We start from the raw sequence: 18,958 nt of genomic DNA, 5'->3' as shown, positions 1-18,958 counted from the left end.
TCTATCTGGGAGCGGGACGCTGGGCCCCCTCCCGCTCCGGCATCCGCCGCCTCGGATAACCGGCAGCCAGCGCCGCGCCGCGGCTGGCAGGATCCGGCGCGAAGCGTAAGTCGGGACCGAAGCGCACGATGCCAGGCTGAGAAGGAGGTACGCTCTCCTCCGGAACAGCCGAGGACAACTCCCGTTTCCTCCGAGGGAGCGTCGTTTGATTCAACACTTCAAGTGAAACAAGGCTGCGTTCTTGCCTTCTCTCCGATGATAATCCTGACCGGCCGGTACGAACTACGAGCAATCCCCCCGGATCACGAGCGGCCATTGTTCCTATCGTTGAACGTCCAGCCGCGGCTGTTGGTCTGCGCCTCAAGGGCGTGCCATTGCAGATCGAGGCATTGCTCATCCATAGAGACGCGGGCGTAACCGATTTTCATCACAGATTCCGCTCCCAGTCCTGCCGCCCGTGCAGGACGCGGATAATCAGGATTCCGCCATCCCGGACGATGTAGGCGATCGTATGGGACCGATAGGGGTGCACGCGTACAGGCGGGTCGAATTCGGAGCGTTCGCGGGCGAGATAGGGGTTTTCGCCCAGCAACTCGAAAACAGAAACCATGCCTTCAAGGTAGCGTTCGGCCTGTTCGACGCCGAACGCTCCCGCCCCGTACACGTAAACGTCGATGATATCCTGATCGGCTTTCCGGGTTGTTTTGTAGCTCATGGACTCCGCGCGGCTTTTGCTTGTTGACGCGCGGCCCTGAGTACATCGTCAATCGTCCGGTCGCTGACGCCGCTTTCCAGTCCTTCGGTAAGGAGTTTTTGCAGCTCGGCCAGTTTGCTCGCCCGCTCCTGATCCCGCCGGATCAGATCGCGCACATAATCGCTCGTGTTGCTGTAGCGCCCGGATTTCGTCTGCGCTTCCACCCAGTCCTTCATGGGATCGGGCAGGGACACGTTCATCGTCGCCATGATGCCACCTCCTGCCCTACGCTGACAGAATTCGGCAAACCTTGTCAATAAAGACGGCCGGATCTTGCCGCGCCCTTTCGCCGCTTTCCCATACATAGGATTGTCGTGGGCCTCAACAGGTAGACTCCGGTGTAACGCGCTTCAGCCAGAACTGCGTAGGTCGGAATAGCCGGAGGCGTATTCCGACGTATGTTTTCAAGCCGGGTTCGCCCGCCGGGAGGTCTTCGACGTCTTGCTTTCTACGACCTGTCATCGCGAGGAGGTGGAACCGGCATGGTGACTGCGGCCGAGGCGGCAGACGGCGCCGCGCCGCGGCTGGCAGGATTCGCTGCGTTCTTGACGGCCGCGGCGCAGGGAGCTATGTTCTCTTAAGGTTCCGGACCATCCCGCCGCTGGTGTTCTAACGTTAGTTGCGCATGGTGCATCGTACTTCAACCGGCGCGAGAACCAAGTAACTTCAAAGGCTTAGCTTTGGTTTTGCATACATCCGCATACATCCGCATACATTCTTTGTGCAGGCTCACACCTGAATCGGACACATTCCTATTGATTTCAGCGGGTTAGCCTGGAGAGGGCTTGTGCAAAACCGCCACAATCGCGACACAGCCGGCTGCGATCGCGTCGGAACCCGAGAGGGACGGCGGTGGCGCAACAAGCCTCGTCCGCGGCGGAGCGCGCCGCCTCGTGCTCGCCCAAGAGAGCGCCGTGCCTCAGGATGGCGTCCGGGGATGCCGGTGTCGGGAGGCTCGCGGACATCGGGGCGACGTTTCGCGAGACGCCCCATAGAAACGGCCCCCGGCGTCGCTTGGAAGCCGGGGGCACCGAGTTTCAAGGATGTCTGCGCGGGGGGTAATGGGGGGCATGGAACATCCTCTGACCTGTATAACTCCCTGACCCGCCCCCGGTTCCCCGCTTACACGAATTTTTCAGCCTGTCCCATGTCCGGATCACGGGGCGACAGGCAGCCGCCGAGGCGGATCGCTTCGACGCGGCGGGCGAGCCCGGTGGCGTCGTCGGTCTCCAGCACGACACCGCACAGGGTCGCCTCGCCGCTGGCCGGCTGCAGGCGCCCGGCGGGCACCTTGCGGGTGAACCGGGCGCTGGCTTCGTCCTTCTCCATGCCGATGACCGAATTGTAGTCGCCGCACATGCCGACGTCGGTGATGAACGCGGTGCCGCCCGGAAGAATGCGCGCGTCCGCGGTCGGCACGTGGGAATGGGTGCCGGCGACCAGCGACACGCGTCCGTCCAGGACGTGCCCGAACGCAGCCTTCTCGCTGGTCGCTTCCGCATGAATATCGGCGATGATGCAGTCCAATGTCCCGCCGAAGCGATGACCCCCGAGGCGGTGATTGAGCAGCGCGCGCTTGGCCGCCGCGAACGGATCGTCGAGCGGTTCCATGAACAGGCGGCCCATGACCTGCAGCACCATCACCCGCCGGCCGGTGCGTGTTTCATAGGTGGCGGCGCCGACGCCCGGTGTTCCCTCCGGGTAGTTCAGCGGCCGCAGCAGGCGCGGGTCGGCGCTGATGTGGGGGATGATCTCGCGCTGGTGCCAGGCGTGGTTGCCGGTGGTGATGGCGTCGACGCCCACATCGTAGAAGCCTTGGCAAATGTCGCGGGTGATGCCGAAGCCGTGCGCGGCGTTCTCGCCGTTGACCAGCACGAAGTCCAACGCCAGCCGCTCCCGAAGCTCCGGAATCCATTTGTGAATGGCGTCCCGGCCGCTGCGCCCGACCACATCGCCGCAGTAGAGAGCCCTCACAGCGGAAACCGTTGCAGACCGTCCTCGGTGACGATCCAGTCGAGGGGCTGATCGTGGGGCTCGTGGGGCACCATGTCCAGCCGTTGCAGCGCATAGGCGACGCCGATCGCCGTCACCGGTCGCGCCCTGCGCAGCGCGGCAAGAGTACGGTCGTAATAACCGGCCCCGTAGCCGAGGCGATGGCCGGCGGCGTCGAACGCCAACAGCGGCGCCAGGACGACCGACGGCGTCACCGTCTCGCGGGTGGCGAGCGGCTGCCGCGTGCCGAACCGGCCGTCCTCCAGGTCGTCGCTCGGCGCCCAGCGGTGAAACCGGAGCGGCGCCCCAGGCTCGACGACCCTCGGCAGGGCGCAGACCACGCCGCGCTCGTGAAGCCTTGCCAGCAACGGCCGAACGTCGGCCTCGGTGTCGATCGGCCAGTACCCGGCGACGACGCTGCCTGCCGCGACGCCCAGATCGTCCGGCGCTGCAAGACCGTGTTCCTTGATACGCATCGCCGCGTCCGGCCCGAACTTCTGATCGGCGATCAGGCGCAGTGACCGCGCCCGGGCGCGGCACGCCTGCTTTGCCGCGCCTATGTCGTCCGCGCCTGCGTCGTCAGTGGGGGGAGGGACTGCCATCGGCCGTGCTGCGTGTGGGGGAGGGCGGGGATGTGACGGAAGGTGACGGCGCCGCCGCAGCCGTTGGTTCGATGATCCTCTGTGGCCTGCGAATGCAGGTGGGCGCCATTTACCGAACCCACGGGTCCGGCAGGGACAGCTCCCAAGAGGTCATTATTGGCCCCAGGGATTGCGAACGTTGACGCACTCGGCAGCAACCGTCAGAACCGAGCCTACCATTTATTCATGCGTCTGCAAACCCCGGCTTCATGCGCCTGCAAACCCCGGCTTGAACATCACGGCGTTCCCGGGCTGCGCCTGTGCGTCAGGCCGGATGAAGCCGAGACGCGATTGCCTCGATCTTCTGCGCCAGCGCATCGATGTCGGCGCTGATTGCATCCTCGATGGCGCGGATCGAGCGCGCATTCTCATCGTCTGCGGTTGGCTCGAGGACGTGTGCGCGAACATCCGACAACTCGTCAGCGATCAGCAAGCCCGCCATCAACAGGAGCCGTGCCTCGCCGACCTGGCCGATGCTGGTCACCAGTCCCCGCACCCGCTGATCGATGTCCCCGGCGAGACGCACGAGGTGGTCTTCCTGCCCGTCGTCGCAAGCGATTTCGTAGCTGCGACCGTTGACCGTTACGGCGACTTGCCCCATGCCCGTTCACTCACCATGCCGTTTTTCGTTCAGCCACGCGCGCAGGCGCTACTCGTTCAGCCACGCGCGCAGGCGCTACTCGTTCAGCAACGCGCGCAGGCGCTCGATGGCGGAGTCCAGCCGCTCCGACACCGCCTGATGAGCGGCGCGCAACGACATGGCCTCTTCCCGCGCCGCTTGCAGATCGGCGTCGTCACGGGCGCCGCCGCCGTTGCCGAGGGCGGCCTCGACCGCCTCCTCGAGCCGGGCGACGGCCACCGCCAGGCGACTGCAGGCCCGAGCCACCGGACGTTGCTCGCCCGCCGGATGATGCTCGCCCGCCGGATAATGCTCGCCGAAGTGTGTAGAAACCACCTGCGCCCGCCTTCCGCATCCGGAGCCGCTGTCTCAGGCTCCATCCATGGGCCGCGAACATAGGCAGGAGCCGTGCAGGCCGTCAACAGCCCAGAAGCGGGTATCGAAGGACGAAAAGGCCCCTGCCGCCACGGCGCAAGACCTCCCGCGGAGCCGGGGAAAAGACCGGGCGAAAAACCATTGACGGATCAGCGCAATCGGACAATGGTGCGCCCTTGTCAAAGGATTCGCTCCGCAGCGACCGGCGGTAATAGTTGGCTGCGCTTGCGGGGCAAACCTCACTCGGCGCCCGAGCGAGGCAGGGATCGACATCAACGCAAATGTTTTAACAGAGGAGGTAACGAATGGCGGTTCGTGTAGGAATTAACGGTTTCGGCCGGATCGGACGGCTGGCGCTGCGCGCGGCGGCGGAGGCAGGCCGCAACGATATCGAGTTCGTAGCGGTCAACGACCTCGGCTCCGTGAAAACCAACGCCCATCTGCTCAAGTACGACTCGGTACACGGCACCTATCCGGGCACGGTGAGCGCCGACGATGCCAGCATGACCGTCGACGGCAAGACGGTGAAGGTCATGTCGGAGCGGGATCCGACCAAGCTTCCGTGGGGCGACCTGGGCGTCGACGTGGTGTGGGAATGCACCGGCATCTTTTCCGCGCGCGACAAGGCCGCCGTGCACCTTGAGGCCGGGGCGCCCAAGGTCATCGTTTCGGCGCCCTCGAGCGGCGCCGACGCCACCATCGTGTACGGCGTCAACCACAACACGCTGAAGGCCGAGCACAAGGTCATCTCCAACGCGTCGTGCACCACCAACTGCCTGGCGCCGCCGGTGTTCGTGCTGAACAAGACCCTCGGCGTCAAGCGCGGCTACATGACGACGATCCACGCCTACACGGGCGACCAACGCATCGTCGACACCCTGCACTCGGACCTGCGCCGGGCGCGGGCAGCGGCCCTGTCCATGATCCCGACCTCCACCGGCGCCGCCAAGGCCATCGGCCTGGTGATGCCGGAACTGGCCGGCAAGTTCGACGGTTCCGCCATCCGGGTGCCGACGCCGAACGTCTCGGTTGTCGACCTCGTCTTCGAGTCCAACAAGTCGACGACCAAGGAAGAAGTCAACCAGGCCATCGAAGCTGCGGCCAACGGCGACCTCAAGGGGATCATGCACTACAATACAGAGCCCCTGGTCTCCATCGACTTCAACCACGACCCGCACAGTTCGGTGTTTGATGCCTCGCAGACCCAGGTCATCGACGGCACGATGGTTCGCATCGTCGCCTGGTACGACAACGAGTGGGGCTTCTCCAACCGCATGTCCGACACCACCCAGGTGTTCTGCGCGCTGTAGGCTCTTGCGCCGCGGTTGATCCAATCCAAGGCGGGGCGCCTGCGTGCCCCGCCTTTCTTCATGGCTCCGGAGAAGTGGCGCCCGGAACGGCGGGGGCCGCCTGGGCTGCGCGGCGTTCTTCCAGCATGCGGATGATCATTGCCGCGGCCTGTTCGATCGAGCGCTGGGTGACGTCGATTACCGGCCAGCCGCGGCGGACGAAGGTGCGGCGGGCCTGGCGCAGTTCCTCCCGCAGCGAGTCGATGTCGGCGTAGTCGAATGCGGCGGTCTGGTGCAAAGCCCTCAGCCGCGCGGCGCGGATGGTGGCGAGGCGGGTCGGATCGACCGTGAGGCCGACGATCAGCGGATGCTTCGCCTTGATCAGCGACTCCGGTAGCGGTACCCCCGGCACCAGCGGCACGTTGGCGGCCTTGACGCCGAGCGAGGCCAGATACATGCAGGTGGGCGTCTTGGTGGCCCTCGACACACCGACCACCACCACGTCGGCGTCATCGAGGTCACCGGTCGCGACGCCGTCGTCGTGGGCGAGGGTGAATTTCATCGCCTCGACGCGGCGGTAATAGTCCTCGTTGATGATGTCGCGGGCGCTGGTGCGGAACTGGATCGGGGCGTCGAAGTGCTCCGACAGGCGGTTGACCAGCGGCTCCAGCGAGAACATGCAAGGGACGGCGAGCCGCCGGCACCCGTCCTCGATAGCTTCTCGAATATCGACGGCGGCGATCGAGTGAATGACGAAGCCGCGGGTTTCGGACACCGCCGCCAGGATCTCCGGGACCTGGCCAAGGTGCCGCACCATTTTCCATAGGCGGCGCTCCACGTGCACGTCCTGGAGCTGAGCGACGGCATTGCGCGCCAGCATCTCGATCAGCTCTCCCGAGGCGTGGGAAATCAGGTTGAGTTGGATGGTCGTGGTCACCGCACGGCGCGCTCCCCGCCCGAGGCCGCTCCGATCTTCACCGGTGGAGTCCGCCGTCGAGGCGCAGCACGGTGCCGTTGACCATGACGTTCTTGATCACGTGCACCACCAGCATCGCGAACTCGGCCGGGTCGCCGAAGCGGTGCGGGAACGGGATGGAGCGGGCGAGGCGCGAATCCAGGTTGCGCTCGATGGCGAACAGGGTGGGGGTGCCGAACAGGCCGGGGGCGATGCCGACGACGCGGATGCCGAGCGGCCCCAGTTCCCGTGCCGCCGGCAGGATCATGCTGACGACTCCGCCCTTGGAGGCGGCGTAGGCCGCCTCGCCGCTCTGCGCTTCATAGGCGGAGACCGACGCCGTCGAAATGATGATGCCGCGCTCGCCGTTCGACGTTTTCTCCAGCGCCGCCATATCCGCGGAGGCGAGGCGGATCATGTTGAACGTGGAGATCAGATTGACCTCGACCAGCTGTCGGAAGTCGTCGAGGGGCATCGGGCCGTCGTCGCTGACCAGCTGCCTCGAGTGGCCTCGGCCGACGCAATGCACCAGCACCCTCGCCGCCCCGTGCGCCTCTCGCGCCTGGCGCAGCGCCGCCTCGGCGGCTTCCGCGTTGGAGACGTCGCAGGGAATGGGCAGGGCGCCGATCTCCTTGGCGAAGGCGTGGAGGCGCTCGGCGTCGATGTCGATGGCCGCCACCTGCGCGCCTTCCTCCACCAGATAGCGCGCCGTCTCGGCCCCGAGTCCGGACGCCGCGCCGGTGACCACTGCGGATCGCTGCCACAGGTCCATGACTGCGCCTCTCCCGGTTGCTCTTGTTGTGACACTTTGTGTAGAGCCCCCCGCATGCCGGCGCAACCGGCGCAACGATTTGCGGCAACTCCGGGATGCGCTCCGCCAACTCGGGCGTCGCCTTCGCCAGCTGATTCAACGCCTCGCCGATGATCTCGAACTGCCGTTCCACGGCGGCGCGCAGCATTTCATCGGCCAAGTAGTCGTCGCGGCTTCGATCCACCGTGAAGTGGCGGATGCGGTCGGCGCAGTCGCACACGTCCCATAGCAGGGCGCGGATCACGGCGCATAAATGGTCTTTCGCGAGCGGTTGATATGTTCGCGAACGAAGGGGTTGCGCACGCACGACGACATGAGGAGATCGACGGGTCGAGCGAACATCGTGGCGAGCGCATCCCGCAGCGCCGGATACTCGGATAGCGACGGCGGCGCGTGTTCGGGCTCGTAGTCGATCAGCAAGTCCACATCTGAACTTTCGGCATCGAAATCAGTCTCGCGCGCGGCCGAACCGAAAAGTTCGAGCCGGTGAACATGAAATCGCCGGCACAGTTGGGCGATGTCGTCTCGACGTGATTCGATCAGGTCGTGCATGCCCTACAGCCCGCACCAGCGGCGGGTCAGTTCGATGTAGGCGGCGACCGCTTCGTCGATTGCATCGACCCGGCAATACTCGTCAGTCTGGTGGGCCATGGCCGGCTCCCCGGGGCCGAGGATCACCGTCGGCGGCCCGCCCATTGCGGGCGTCAGATATGCGGCGTCCGTGAAGAACGTGGCGCCGCTCACCGCCGGCGGTTCGCCCCGCAGATCCTCCATGACCGCGAACACCTCGCGGATCCACGGATCGGCGGGGTCGGTCCAGACGCCTTCCACATCGGTGATGGCCGAGATTTCGACTTGGTCGCCGAGATAAGCCGCCATCTGGTCCCGCAAGTGCGCGTGCTTCTGGCCGGGGACGGTGCGGATGTCGATGCCGATGTCGGCCTGGTCCGGCACCGAATTGATGTTGATGCCGCCGTGGACGGTGCCGACGTTGAGGGTCGGCGCGCCGAGCACCCCGTGCCGTTCGACGTTGAAGTCGAAGTCCTCCAGCTTGCCGATGGCGCGCGCCGCCTTGTAGACGGCGTTGACGCCCTTCTCCGGCATCGAGCCATGGGCTGTGACGCCGCGGGTGCGCGCCTTCAGCCACAGGGCGCCCTTGTGGCCGACGAACGGCACGTTGGCGGTGGGTTCGGCGACCACTACGGCGCCGGCCGCACCGAGCACGCCGCCGGCCGCCACCATGCCGGCGGCGCCTTCGCAGCCGGTCTCCTCGCCTGCGGTCAGCACCAGCACTACCCCCGGCGTGCCGCCGAGGCGGGGGGCGAGGGCGGTCACCGCCACCACGAATGCGGCAATGCCGCTCTTCATGTCGCTGGAGCCGCGGCCATACACCCTGCCGTCGGCGATCTCCCCGGCGAACGGATCCCGCGACCACGGCATGGCGCCGAGCGGCACGGTGTCCATGTGACCGGTGAAGCAGAGCGCCCGCCGCTCCCCATCGCCGCCGATGCGGGCGACGATGTTGGGTCGGCCCGGCGCCAGGTCATGGAAGCTCACGGCGAACCCGGCGTCTTCCAGCAGCGCCGCCAGGTGCTTCGCGCACGCAGCCTCGGCGCCCGGCGGGTTGATGGTGTCGAACGCGAGAAGCTCGCGGGTGAGCGCGATGGCGGTGGGGGAACGGGTCATGGTGTCGTCTCCTCCGCTGTGCGTCGTCAGCCGAAATAGGCCTGGTGCACCTCCGACGCCGCCCTCAGCTCATCCGGCGTGCCCGAGGCGACGACACGGCCCTTGGACAGAACGTATCCGAAGTCGGCGATGGCAAGGGTCTGGTGCACGTTCTGCTCGACGAGGAATATGGTGATCCCTTGCGCGTTGATGCCGCGAATGATGGCGAAGTTTTCCTTGACCAGCAGCGGCGACAGGCCGAGCGACGGCTCGTCGATCAACAAGAGCCGCGGCGCACTCATCAGGCCGCGGCCGATGGAGACCATCGCCTGCTCGCCGCCCGACATGGTGCCGGCAAGCTGGTTCTTGCGCTCGGCCAGTCGCGGAAAGGTTCCGTAGACGCGCTCGAGCCGCTCCGCCAGTATCACCGCCGACGACTCCTGATAGCCGCCGAGGCGGAGATTCTCCTCCACCGTCAGCTTGGGAAACACCTTGCGCCCTTCCGGGATGCAGGCGACGCCGGAGGCGACGACCTTGTGGGTCGGGCGCCCGCTTAGAGCGGCGCCGCCAAAGGCGATGCGTCCGCGGTTGATCGCTGTCAATCCCAGGATGGCGCGGATCAGGGTGGTCTTGCCGGAGCCGTTGGAGCCGAGCAGGCAGGTGATGCGCCCCGACGCCGCGGTCAGCGACACGTCCTCGAGCACGTTGGCGCGGTCGTACGCCGCGCTGACGCCTTCCACCACCAGCCCCTGCTCACGCTGTTCCGTCATTGGATCCCCAGGTAGGCTTCCTGGACCTGCCGCTCGGCGGCGATCTCGCGGTAGGTGCCCTCGGCGATCTTCTGGCCGAAGTTGAGCACCACGCACCGGTTGGTGATGCGTTCGATCACCTCCATCTCGTGCTCGACGATGATGATGGTGAGATTCTCGAAGCGCCCCTTAACCTCCATGATGTCATCCATCAGCACCCGCGTCTCCTCGGCGGTCATGCCCGCCGACGGCTCGTCGAGCAGCAACAGCTTGGGCTGGCTGATCAGCGCCCGGCAGATCTCGATGCGCCGGCGGTCGATCATCGGAATGCCGCCGACCGGGTCGAACATGCGATCGGCGAGCGGCGCATCGAACACCCGCACCAGGTCGCGCGCAGCCTCGAAGCTGGCCTCCAACTCGCCGCGGAACGCTCCGCGGCGGACGAGGTTGAACCACAGGCCGTGGTTGAGGCGCTTGTGGTTGCCGATCATGATGTTGTCGAAGATCGACAGCGGCAGCGACAGCCGCGAGCGCTGAAAGGTGCGGGCGATGCCGGCGCGGTAGACCGCCTGCGGCGAGCGATTGGTGACGACGCTGCCGTCGAAGCGGATCTCGCCGCGGGTCGCCGGGTAGATGCCGGTCACGACGTTGAAGAACGTCGTCTTGCCGGAGCCGTTGGGGCCGATCAGTCCGAGGACGTCGTCGGGAAAGACCTCCAGGTTCAGCGTGTCCAGGGCGACGACGCCGCCGAACAGCTTGCTGAGATCGCGGGACGCCAGCAGCGGCGCATGCTCGCCGCTCATCGGCCGGAAAATCCGGGGAAGTAGGCGCGGAGCGGCCGCGGCAGCAGCCCCTCCGGCCGGAACAGCAGAATGAGAATGACCATCGAAGCGTAGAGGAGGAACCGGTACTCCTGAATGGCCTGCAGCTTCTCCGGCAGGATGACCACGATGGTGGTGGCGACCACCAGCCCCCAGGCGTTGCCGATGCCGCCGAGGAGCACGATGGAAACGAGGATCAGCGAGTCGCCGAAAGTGAAGTTGGCCGGGGCGATGAATCCCAGCATCATCCCGTAGAGCGACCCGGCGACGCCGGTGAGGAAGTTGCCGATGGTGAACGCGGTGATCTTCCAGCGCACCAGGTTGAGGCCGAAGCAGGCGGCGGCGGTGTCGTCGAGCCGGACGGCGTCCAGGTTGAGGCCGATCCACGAGCGATCCAGCCGCCTGACGAAGACGAAGGCGATCACCAGCAGCGCCAAGGACAACAGGACATAGTTGGCGTAGAACGACAGCTCGAACGAGTCCCCGATCCGGATGTTGTCGTTGAAGTCCCAGCCGAACAGGTTCATGCCGGCGACCGACAGACCCTGCGGGCCGCCGAGCACGTCGTTGACCTCCAGGAACGTCTTGAACAGCAATGCGAACGCGATGGTGACCACGGCGGAATAGTGGCCGCGGGTGCGCAACACCGGCAACAGCAGGATGGAGCCGATCACCGCCGCCATCAGCCCGCCGACGAGCAGCACGAGGATATGGGGGAGGGCGGTGTGCTGGGTGAGGACCGCGGCCGTGTAGCACCCGATGCCGAGGAAAGAGGCGCCGGCGAAATTGATCAGGCCGGTGTAGCCGAACTGGATGTTCAGTCCGAGGGTCGCCAGCACGAACAGGATGACGGTGGCGACCATCAGCAGCGTGAAATGGTCTTCGTGGAAGTACGCGGTCACCACCAGCACGCCGACCACGCTCAGCACGCCGAGCACGTCCTCGCGTTGGATGAGGAGGTCGCCGACCGGGCTCAGCAGGCCGAAGCGCGCCGCAATAACGATGGCAGCGGCGGCGCCGGCGAGAAGAACGACAATGCCTACCTGGGATTCGACCGCGAGCAGTGCGATGACGAAGGCAGTGCCGGCGGCGGCAAGCGCCAGCGCGGGAAGCAGCGCTCTCAGACCCGAAGGGCCGGCCGCCCGCTCGACGCTGTCGTTCCCGCTCATACGCGCTCGCTGACTTTTTCTTCGATCAGCCCGGTTGGCCGCCACGCCATGATCAGAATGACCACACCGAACGCGAACACGTCCTTGTAGGCGCTGGCGAAGGGAAGGGCGACGGCGCCGATGGTCTGCAGCAGAGCGAACAGAAAGCCGCCGATGATGGCGCCGTAGATGTTGCCGAGGCCGCCGACGATCGCCGCTGAAAAGCCGATGACGCCCAGCAGCAGCCCCATGCCGAAGTTGATCTCGTTGTAGTAGAGGCCATTCATGATGCCGGCGATCGCCGCCAGGGCCGAGCCGAGGGCGAAGGTGATCAGCACGATCAGCGTGAAATTGATGCCCATGGTCCGCGCCGTCTCCTCGTCCTGGGCGACGGCGCGGATGGCGAGGCCGAGCTTGGTGCGGTTCAGCAGGAGCTGGACGCCGACGATGACGGCGCCGCCGGCCACCAGCATCAACACGCTGTCGAGGCGCAGATAGAGGTTGCCGAACGTCACCGAGTCGGCCGGCAACAGCGCCGGAAACGGCTTCGGGTTGGCGCCTTCGGGATAGAACAGGCGGACGCTCTCACGCAGCACCGTCCCCAGCATCAGGGTGATCAAGAGGGTGTTGAGGGCCGGCGCCGCCCGAAGCGGCAGCACCAGAGCGCGGGCGATCAACGCCCCGAGCAGACCCATCGCGACCCCGGCGACGAGTACGATGGCGACGATCAGGAGCAACGGCGAGGTAACGCCGGCGCCGCTCAGCCCGAGATACGTCCCCAGCGCCGTGAACGCGCCAACCGTCAGCACATCGCCGTGCGAGAACTTGATCACGTCCAGCACCCCGAAGAACAGGGTGAAGCCGACGGCGACCAAAGCATACGTCATGCCCAGCATCAGGCCGTTGATGACGTACTGGGCGAGAAGGCCGACATCCATGGCGGAGTACGCTCAAGAAAGCGTCAGCCCCGAACTAGGGCTGGCCGGGCAGCTTGCGGTCGCCGCTCGCATATTCGCTGTCCTCCCAGACCGCCCACTTGCCGTCCTGGATCACGTACTTGGTGATCAAAGCGACGGTGTTCTGGCCGTGGTCGTCGAAGGTGATGGTGCCGACGATGGAGTCGCGGTCCTCGACGCCGTTGAGGTAGTCGCGGACTTTCTTGCGATCCGGGCCCACCGTTTCGATGGCGTCCAGGATCAGGTTCATCGCGGCGAACGCGAAGGCGCCATAAGCTTCCGCCGGGTCGGCGTAGCCCTGCTTGGCGTATTGCTCCATGAAGAACTGCCCGCCCGGCAGCTTTTCGGTCGGCGCACCTTCACGGAAGGCGAGGGCGCCTTCCGCCAGGTCCCCGGTGCCCTCGATGAACGCGTCGGAGACGATTCCCGACGTTCCCTGGAACACCGCGTCGACCCCGAGCTTCTCCATCTGGGAGCGGATGCGCACCCCGATCGGCGTCAGCCCGCCGAAGAACACCACTTCCGGATTGAGCGACTTGATGTTGGTGAGTTCGGCCGTGAAATCCTGCTGATCCGCGGTGACCCCGAACGTGGCGAGGATCTTGCCGCCGTTCTTTGCCAGGCTTTCGCTGAAATACTGGTTGTGGCCTTTGCCGTAGTCTGTGGTGTCGTGGATGACCGCCCAGGTCTTGTAGCCGAGACCGGTCATGAACTCGGCCGCGGTCTGGTTCTGGTTGATCATCGTGCCGTTGACGCGGTGGATCTCCTTGTAGTCGTTGCCATAGGTGATGTCCGGCAGCACGGCGCCCCAAACGATGACCGGCAGCCCGAACTTGTGGTAGGTATCAACCGTGGCGATGGCGACCGCCGAGCAGTAATGGGTGGCCGCGGCGACGACGTCCTTGTCGGCGGCCAGCTTGGTCGCCGCCTGCACGCCGATGTTGGGCTTGCACTCGTCATCCTGCACAACGAGTTCGTACGCGTACTTGGCGTCCGCATCGGCGTTGCGGAGCCGCACCGCCAGATCCGCCGAATTGCGCCCGCCGATGCCATTGGCGGAAACGCCGCCGGTCAGCGGCCCTATGAAGCCGACCGTCACCGTGTCCTTGGCATTGGCGGGGCCGGCCATCAGGCCGCCGATCCCCATGGCCACGAGCAGGCCAGTCGCCACCGTCTTCCATCGCCATGCGCCCGCCGAACCCTGCATCACCATCGCGCTCTTCCTTTTCCGCTCACACGCTCTTCCAGCCGCACGCCCTGCCGGCGCCCCTTGCGGCAAGAGCGGCATCACCCTAAGCGGCCCGCAACAGGCTGACAAGGCTGCACGGAGCGCTTGCGCGGGAACGGCCACGGGAGCTGTCGCGTCAAAGCGCTGCAACTTGCCGAACCTACCATGAAGAAACGGATGATTGCGGCCTTGGTGAAGGGTGCTCTTGACGGCAAGGCGGTCGGTCGCCTACAAGGTCGGGCTGCCGGGGTCGTTTGCGGTCCCGGCGCGTTGTGCGGCGTGGTGTCGCCAACACGAGACGCGGCAGATCATGCAAGCGGCAGATCATGCAAGCGGCAGATCATGCAAGCGGCAGATCATGCAAGCGACAGGTCACGAAAGGCGGGGACTATGGCAAGGCGGTGCGGATTGACCGGCAAGGGGGTGCTGACCGGCAACAACGTCAGCCACGCTCACAACAAGACCCGCCGTCGGTTCCTCCCCAACCTGCAGGAGATGTCGGCGTTGAGCGAGTCGCTCGGGGAGTCCGTGCGCCTCAGGATCAGCACCCGGGCGATCAAGACCATCGACCACAAGGGCGGCCTCGACGCATTCCTGCTCGACACGCGCGACTCGGAACTGACGCCGCGGTTGCGCCGTATCAAGAAGCGCGTTCGCGCCGCCCAGAGGGTGTCTTCAGCCGCCGAGTCAGACGGTCAGCCGTCGCCGTCTTCCGCCTAGGCTGGCTGAATCGGCGCGCATCCGCCGCGCGAATGCTCTCAATGACAATGTTCACGACGGTCCGCTAGCCGTCTGCGGCCCACGGTGCGATGCGCGGTGTCAGGATGGCCTCTCCCGCTGTCAGGGTGCCGCCCGCTCCCGCTTGCTCCAGCGCCTCGATGCGCAAGAAGGCGAGGGCCATCGCGTCGACGCCGGAGCGGATGTCACCCACCTCCTTGTCCTCCAGCAGCACCGGCGTGCCGGCGGCCGGCAACGGCCCCGCCACCGCCACCGGCACCAGGCGCTTCCTGACCAGACCGCGGTACTTTGTGCGGGCAGTCAGTTCCTGACCCATGTAGCAGCCCTTTTCCCAGTCGACGCCGTTGAGTTCGTCGAAGCCGTTCTCGAGCAGGATCGACTTGTCCGGGATAAGGTCGCGGCTGCCGTCGGCAAGGCCGAGGTGGATGCGATGCCGGTCGTAAGCCTGCGCGTCCGCCGGAGCGAACCCGGCCGATTCGAGGACAGCCGCTGCATCGGCCGACGGCAGCACGGCCCGCGCGCCGGCAATCGCCAGGCGCGGATCCATGTAGGCGACGCCGTCGTGGAAAGCGGTCGCCGAACCGGGCTCCGGCGCGAGGCCGAGCGCTCCGGGCACGTCTCCACCGAAGAGGGCGGCGACCGTCAGCGCCGCGCTGCGATCCGTCAGCGTCACGTCGGAGCGGAGCTTGAAGATCCCGAGGCGGCGCTGCAGATCGGCGAGACGCTCCGCCTCGCAGTCGATGAGGATCGACGCGTCCTGCGCCACCATGAAAAAGTCATGCAGGTACTTGCCCTGCGGGGTCAGCAAGGCGGCATAGATCGCGCGATCCGCGGCAATGCGCCGCACGTCGTTGGACACCAGGCCCTGCAGGAACGTGCGGGAGTCGGCGCCGTCGACGGCGAGAACGCCGCGCCGTTCGAGGATGACGTAGTGAACCGGTTCGGTCTTCATTTTTCTCGCTGACGCCTTCTGGTTGGTCAGCCCATAAAGTCGGACGGCGCGCCGGTCTTGGCAAGGGCGCAGTGGCCTCGGCAAAACGTGTGCTATCGCTGCGGTTCTGGTATTCACGGTCCGCGGTCCGCTTCGTTCCCCTCAGCCGATGAGTTCGAAGGCAGCAAACAGACATGCCGATCCACGAAACCGATCCCTGGCGCATGCAGTATTTCGAGCATGTTCCATGCCCGGAAGGTGTTCATGTCCCGACCGAGGACGGCGACGCGTGGGCGCGCTACCCGAACTACAAGTGGATTTACAACAAGCTTTCCATCGCCGAGAGCCAGAACGTACCGTGCGGACCGCATGGCCTCGAGCCGCCGTCGTTCCCGGTGTTCAGCAAGCCGATCTACAACATGCGCGGCATGGGCGCCGGCTCCCGCGTGCTGCGCAGCCTGAAGGAATACAAGAGCCAGCAGCGCCCCGGCCACATGTGGATGCCGCTGTTCGAGGGCGAGCACGTGAGCACCGACGTGGCGATCGTCGATGGCGAGCCGAAGTGGTGGCGCCACGTCATCGGCAAGGCGCTGCCTGGCGGCATGTTCGACTACTGGACGGTGCTGGCCGAGCCGCGCGCGGACGTCGAAACCTACTGCGCCGACTGGACCCGACGGAACCTCGCCGGGTACACCGGGATGCTGAATTTCGAGACCATCGGCGCGCGCATCATCGAGGTGCACCTGCGTTTCTCGGACCAGTGGCCGGATCTGTACGGCACCGGTTGGACCGAAGCGCTGGTCGATCTCTACGCCGAGGGCCGGTGGCAGTTCGACGACAGTGACCGGCGGGAGGGGTACAGCGTGGTGCTGTTCGGCGCGCATGGGGTGCAGTATGCCCATCCGCCCCTCGATCTGGTGGAGGAGTGGCGGCAGACGCCGCAGGTCTCCAGCATCCAGATCACTTTCCATGAAGATCGCCCGCCGGCCGCCCATTCCATGCCGCCCGGGGGCTTCCGCCTCGGCATCGTCAACTGTTGGGAGTTGCAGACCGGCCTCAACCTTCGCGAGCGGCTGGCGCTCAGCTTCTGGTCGACGCAACAGCTTTTGCCGCGTAATCGTCGCAAGGGGAAGCGCGCCACCGAAGGCGCGTGAGGGCTGCGGAAGATGCAGGCGCGGTCGCAGGATCGGAGCGATGTGACCGAGACGGACCTTGCCGGGATCGAGGACATCGAGAACGTCTGGATCGCCATGTCCGACGGCTGCCGGCTGGCGGCACGGATCTGGATGCCGAAGGCGGCGGCAACCGAGCCGGTGCCGGCGATTCTGGAATACCTCCCCTACCGCAAGCGCGACTTCACCCGCGCCCGCGATGAGCCGATCCACCGCTACTTCGCGATCAACGGCTACGCCAGCGTGCGGGTGGACCTGCGCGGGTCCGGCGATTCCGAGGGGTACTGCACGACGAATACACCGTGCAGGAGCACGCGGATGCGCTGGAGATCATCGCCTGGATCGCCCGGCAGACATGGTGCAGCGGCGCCGTCGGCATGATGGGAATCTCGTGGGGCGGGTTCAATGCCCTGCAGGTGGCGGCGTTGCGGCCGCCGGCGCTGAAGGCAATCATCACGCTATGCTCCACCGATGACCGCTACGCTGACGACGCTCACTACATGGGCGGCTGTCTCCTCAACGAGAACATGCAGTGGGGCGCCATCCTGACGCTGTTTTCGGCGCTGCCGCCGGACCCGCACATCGTCGGCGAGCGCTGGCGCGAGATGTGGCGGCAGCGGCTCGAGCGCCTGCAGCCGTTCCCGGAGCTGTGGATGCGCCATCAGTGGCGCGACGGCTACTGGAAGCACGGCTCGGTGTGCGAGGATTACGCTGCGATCACATGCCCCGTGTACGCGATCGGCGGCTGGGCGGACGGCTACTCGAATGCGGTGCCGCGGCTGATGGCCAACCTGAGCTGTCCGCGGAAGGGGCTGATCGGGCCGTGGGCGCATCTCTTTCCCCATGACGGCGTGCCCGGACCGGCGATCGGGTTCCTGCAGGAGGCGGTCACCTGGTGGGACCACTGGCTGAAGGGACGGGCGACCGGCATCATGGACGAGCCGCTCCTGCGGGTGTGGATGCAGGAGAGCGTGGCGCCGGCACCGCAATACGCGGTTCGGCCGGGGCGCTGGATCGCCGAGGACGCCTGGCCGAGCGCGCGCATCCGCCCGCTCCGTTTCTTTCTCAATCCCGGTCATTTGTGGCGGGACGGGGCGGCGCCCGGCGGCGAACTCAGCTTTTCATCGCCGCAGACGACGGGGATGCGGGGCGGCGAGTGGTGCGGCTTCGGCGCGGAGGGCGAGTTCCCGCGCGACCAGCGCGCGGACGACGGCGGCTCCTTGGTGTTCGACAGCGATCCTTTGGATGAGCGCCTGGAGATACTGGGGGCCACGGTCATCACCCTCGATCTCCGCTGCAACAAGCCGGTGGCGCTCCTGGCGGTGCGCCTCTGCGACGTGGCGCCGGACGGCTCGTCGCTCCGGGTCACCTACGGCCTGCTCAATCTCACTCACCGCGGCGGCCACGAGCGGCCGCAGCCGCTGGTTCCCGGCGAATGGACGCAGGTCCGGATCCGCCTCAACGACATCGCCCATGCCTTCCCGGCCGGCCATCGCATCCGTCTCGCCCTGTCCTCGAGCTACTGGCCGATCGCGTGGCCGTCGCCGGCGGGGGCGGTGATCGGGGTGCGCACGGGGCAGAGCGTAGTCGATCTGCCGGTGCGGCCGCCACGCCGGGAGGACGACCGTCTACGCCCGTTCCAACCGCCGGAGGCGGCGCCGGGCACGTCCTACACCACGCTGCACCACTTTCCGACGCGGCGCCGTCTGGAGACCGACCTCACCACCAACGAGGTCGTCTACATCCTCGAAAGCGACGGCGGGGAATTCGGCGGCGCTTCCCTGGCGCGGCTCGAGGCCATCGACCTCGAACTCGGCTACACGCTGATCAAGCGCTACCGGATCATCGAGAGCGATCCGTTGTCGGCAGAAACGGAACTCGACCAGACCACCGTGCTCCGCCGCGGCGACTGGTCGATCCGCATTGAATGCCGGATGCGGTTGTCGGCGACGGCGCAGGTGTTCCAGCTCGCCGGCGACCTGGTTGCCTCCGAAGGCGACGCCACCGTCGCCCGCCGCGACTGGCGCGTCGCCCTGCCGCGGGCGCTGGTGTAGGGCCCATCCCACCACCCGGCGGGCGGCGCCGGGGCGGCATACGAGAACCCGTTGTCCCGA

The 18,958-nt window shown here is 66.4% G+C and carries 19 protein-coding genes, 1 other RNA gene and 2 pseudogenes; 4 read left to right on the top strand and 18 right to left on the bottom strand.

Annotated elements, in window-relative coordinates:
• Nucleotides 1–427: 427 nt before the first annotated feature.
• The 7 genes from IPM60_05370 to IPM60_05340 form a co-directional block, all read right to left on the bottom strand.
• Nucleotides 428–715, bottom strand: coding sequence for a type II toxin-antitoxin system RelE/ParE family toxin (locus IPM60_05370; GenBank protein ID MBK8907335.1), 288 nt, complete (start codon nucleotides 713–715; stop codon nucleotides 428–430).
• Nucleotides 712–963 carry a type II toxin-antitoxin system ParD family antitoxin gene (locus tag IPM60_05365; GenBank protein ID MBK8907334.1) on the bottom strand — a complete coding sequence of 84 codons (252 nt, stop codon included), beginning with the start codon at nucleotides 961–963 and terminating at the stop codon, nucleotides 712–714. Before IPM60_05365 ends, IPM60_05370 begins: the two co-directional genes overlap by 4 nt.
• Nucleotides 964–1,876: 913 nt before the next feature.
• The gene (locus tag IPM60_05360; GenBank protein ID MBK8907333.1) at nucleotides 1,877–2,728 is read right to left on the bottom strand and encodes a YmdB family metallophosphoesterase; all 852 of its coding nucleotides are present in this window, start codon (nucleotides 2,726–2,728) and stop codon (nucleotides 1,877–1,879) included.
• The gene (locus IPM60_05355; GenBank protein MBK8907332.1) at nucleotides 2,725–3,348 is read right to left on the bottom strand and encodes a 5-formyltetrahydrofolate cyclo-ligase; all 624 of its coding nucleotides are present in this window, start codon (nucleotides 3,346–3,348) and stop codon (nucleotides 2,725–2,727) included. The genes IPM60_05360 and IPM60_05355 overlap by 4 nt, the downstream gene beginning before the upstream one ends.
• 44 nt (nucleotides 3,349–3,392) lie before the next feature.
• Nucleotides 3,393–3,548, bottom strand: a non-coding RNA gene (gene ssrS, locus IPM60_05350) — 6S RNA.
• Nucleotides 3,549–3,652: 104 nt separating this feature from the next.
• Nucleotides 3,653–3,988 (bottom strand): cell division protein ZapA, encoded by a 336-nt coding sequence (gene zapA / locus IPM60_05345; GenBank protein MBK8907331.1) that lies wholly within the window; start codon nucleotides 3,986–3,988, stop codon nucleotides 3,653–3,655.
• A gap of 75 nt (nucleotides 3,989–4,063) precedes the next feature.
• The gene (locus IPM60_05340; GenBank protein ID MBK8907330.1) at nucleotides 4,064–4,342 is read right to left on the bottom strand and encodes a hypothetical protein; all 279 of its coding nucleotides are present in this window, start codon (nucleotides 4,340–4,342) and stop codon (nucleotides 4,064–4,066) included.
• A gap of 344 nt (nucleotides 4,343–4,686) precedes the next feature.
• On the opposite strand from IPM60_05340, the gene gap reads away from it, so the two are divergent.
• Entirely contained in the window at nucleotides 4,687–5,691 is a 1,005-nt protein-coding gene (gene gap, locus IPM60_05335; GenBank protein MBK8907329.1) for a type I glyceraldehyde-3-phosphate dehydrogenase, read from the top strand.
• A gap of 58 nt (nucleotides 5,692–5,749) precedes the next feature.
• On the opposite strand, the gene ppsR is transcribed toward gap, so the two are convergent.
• From ppsR to IPM60_05285, 10 genes and pseudogenes are all read right to left on the bottom strand, one after another.
• On the bottom strand, nucleotides 5,750–6,607 hold the full coding sequence (ppsR, locus tag IPM60_05330) for a pyruvate, phosphate dikinase/phosphoenolpyruvate synthase regulator (protein ID MBK8907328.1): 858 nt from the start codon (nucleotides 6,605–6,607) through the stop codon (nucleotides 5,750–5,752).
• A gap of 37 nt (nucleotides 6,608–6,644) precedes the next feature.
• On the bottom strand, nucleotides 6,645–7,397 hold the full coding sequence (locus IPM60_05325) for an SDR family oxidoreductase (protein ID MBK8907327.1): 753 nt from the start codon (nucleotides 7,395–7,397) through the stop codon (nucleotides 6,645–6,647).
• Nucleotides 7,398–7,467: 70 nt separating this feature from the next.
• A pseudogene (locus tag IPM60_05320) lies at nucleotides 7,468–7,680 on the bottom strand (DUF86 domain-containing protein).
• Nucleotides 7,677–7,988, bottom strand: a complete 312-nt coding sequence (locus IPM60_05315; GenBank protein ID MBK8907326.1) for a nucleotidyltransferase domain-containing protein — start codon at nucleotides 7,986–7,988, stop codon at nucleotides 7,677–7,679. The pseudogene IPM60_05320 and the gene IPM60_05315 overlap by 4 nt, the downstream one beginning before the upstream one ends.
• Nucleotides 7,989–7,991: 3 nt before the next feature.
• On the bottom strand, nucleotides 7,992–9,122 hold the full coding sequence (locus IPM60_05310; GenBank protein MBK8907325.1) for a M20 family metallopeptidase: 1,131 nt from the start codon (nucleotides 9,120–9,122) through the stop codon (nucleotides 7,992–7,994).
• A gap of 26 nt (nucleotides 9,123–9,148) precedes the next feature.
• The gene (locus tag IPM60_05305) at nucleotides 9,149–9,871 is read right to left on the bottom strand and encodes an ABC transporter ATP-binding protein (GenBank protein ID MBK8907324.1); all 723 of its coding nucleotides are present in this window, start codon (nucleotides 9,869–9,871) and stop codon (nucleotides 9,149–9,151) included.
• Nucleotides 9,868–10,653 carry an ABC transporter ATP-binding protein gene (locus IPM60_05300; GenBank protein MBK8907323.1) on the bottom strand — a complete coding sequence of 262 codons (786 nt, stop codon included), beginning with the start codon at nucleotides 10,651–10,653 and terminating at the stop codon, nucleotides 9,868–9,870. The genes IPM60_05305 and IPM60_05300 overlap by 4 nt, the downstream gene beginning before the upstream one ends.
• Entirely contained in the window at nucleotides 10,650–11,840 is a 1,191-nt protein-coding gene (locus tag IPM60_05295) for a branched-chain amino acid ABC transporter permease (protein MBK8907322.1), read from the bottom strand. The genes IPM60_05300 and IPM60_05295 overlap by 4 nt, the downstream gene beginning before the upstream one ends.
• Complete coding sequence (locus tag IPM60_05290; GenBank protein ID MBK8907321.1) at nucleotides 11,837–12,757, bottom strand: branched-chain amino acid ABC transporter permease; 921 nt, start codon at nucleotides 12,755–12,757, stop codon at nucleotides 11,837–11,839. Before IPM60_05290 ends, IPM60_05295 begins: the two co-directional genes overlap by 4 nt.
• Before the next feature lie 34 nt (nucleotides 12,758–12,791).
• Complete coding sequence (locus tag IPM60_05285) at nucleotides 12,792–13,922, bottom strand: branched-chain amino acid ABC transporter substrate-binding protein (GenBank protein MBK8907320.1); 1,131 nt, start codon at nucleotides 13,920–13,922, stop codon at nucleotides 12,792–12,794.
• Nucleotides 13,923–14,393: 471 nt separating this feature from the next.
• Between IPM60_05285 and rpmB the strand changes: the two genes are divergently transcribed.
• Nucleotides 14,394–14,723 (top strand): 50S ribosomal protein L28, encoded by a 330-nt coding sequence (rpmB, locus tag IPM60_05280; GenBank protein ID MBK8907319.1) that lies wholly within the window; start codon nucleotides 14,394–14,396, stop codon nucleotides 14,721–14,723.
• 64 nt (nucleotides 14,724–14,787) lie between these two features.
• On the opposite strand, the gene IPM60_05275 is transcribed toward rpmB, so the two are convergent.
• On the bottom strand, nucleotides 14,788–15,693 hold the full coding sequence (locus IPM60_05275) for a folate-binding protein YgfZ (protein ID MBK8907318.1): 906 nt from the start codon (nucleotides 15,691–15,693) through the stop codon (nucleotides 14,788–14,790).
• A gap of 173 nt (nucleotides 15,694–15,866) precedes the next feature.
• On the opposite strand from IPM60_05275, the gene IPM60_05270 reads away from it, so the two are divergent.
• Together IPM60_05270 and IPM60_05265 are read left to right on the top strand one after the other, a co-directional pair.
• Nucleotides 15,867–16,826 (top strand): hypothetical protein, encoded by a 960-nt coding sequence (locus IPM60_05270; protein MBK8907317.1) that lies wholly within the window; start codon nucleotides 15,867–15,869, stop codon nucleotides 16,824–16,826.
• 12 nt (nucleotides 16,827–16,838) lie between these two features.
• Nucleotides 16,839–18,898, top strand: a pseudogene (locus IPM60_05265) (CocE/NonD family hydrolase).
• Nucleotides 18,899–18,958: the final 60 nt, after the last annotated feature.

The organism is Rhodospirillales bacterium (genome assembly GCA_016710335.1).
GTDB lineage: Bacteria > Pseudomonadota > Alphaproteobacteria > Rhodospirillales > Defluviicoccaceae > JADJXQ01.
The sequence above is the reverse complement of the archived record's forward strand: the minus strand, read 5'-3'. Positions and strand labels throughout refer to the sequence as shown.

Coding starts and splice junctions, on each gene's coding strand:
- IPM60_05370 (MBK8907335.1), bottom strand. CDS start 715: ATGAGCTACAAAACAACCCGGAAAGCCGATCAGGATATCATCGACGTT.
- IPM60_05365 (MBK8907334.1), bottom strand. CDS start 963: ATGGCGACGATGAACGTGTCCCTGCCCGATCCCATGAAGGACTGGGTG.
- IPM60_05355 (MBK8907332.1), bottom strand. CDS start 3,348: ATGGCAGTCCCTCCCCCCACTGACGACGCAGGCGCGGACGACATAGGC.
- zapA (MBK8907331.1), bottom strand. CDS start 3,988: ATGGGGCAAGTCGCCGTAACGGTCAACGGTCGCAGCTACGAAATCGCT.
- gap (MBK8907329.1), top strand. CDS start 4,687: ATGGCGGTTCGTGTAGGAATTAACGGTTTCGGCCGGATCGGACGGCTG.
- IPM60_05325 (MBK8907327.1), bottom strand. CDS start 7,397: ATGGACCTGTGGCAGCGATCCGCAGTGGTCACCGGCGCGGCGTCCGGA.
- IPM60_05315 (MBK8907326.1), bottom strand. CDS start 7,988: ATGCACGACCTGATCGAATCACGTCGAGACGACATCGCCCAACTGTGC.
- IPM60_05310 (MBK8907325.1), bottom strand. CDS start 9,122: ATGACCCGTTCCCCCACCGCCATCGCGCTCACCCGCGAGCTTCTCGCG.
- IPM60_05305 (MBK8907324.1), bottom strand. CDS start 9,871: ATGACGGAACAGCGTGAGCAGGGGCTGGTGGTGGAAGGCGTCAGCGCG.
- IPM60_05300 (MBK8907323.1), bottom strand. CDS start 10,653: ATGAGCGGCGAGCATGCGCCGCTGCTGGCGTCCCGCGATCTCAGCAAG.
- IPM60_05295 (MBK8907322.1), bottom strand. CDS start 11,840: ATGAGCGGGAACGACAGCGTCGAGCGGGCGGCCGGCCCTTCGGGTCTG.
- IPM60_05290 (MBK8907321.1), bottom strand. CDS start 12,757: ATGGATGTCGGCCTTCTCGCCCAGTACGTCATCAACGGCCTGATGCTG.
- IPM60_05285 (MBK8907320.1), bottom strand. CDS start 13,922: ATGGGGATCGGCGGCCTGATGGCCGGCCCCGCCAATGCCAAGGACACG.
- rpmB (MBK8907319.1), top strand. CDS start 14,394: ATGGCAAGGCGGTGCGGATTGACCGGCAAGGGGGTGCTGACCGGCAAC.
- IPM60_05275 (MBK8907318.1), bottom strand. CDS start 15,693: ATGAAGACCGAACCGGTTCACTACGTCATCCTCGAACGGCGCGGCGTT.
- IPM60_05270 (MBK8907317.1), top strand. CDS start 15,867: ATGCCGATCCACGAAACCGATCCCTGGCGCATGCAGTATTTCGAGCAT.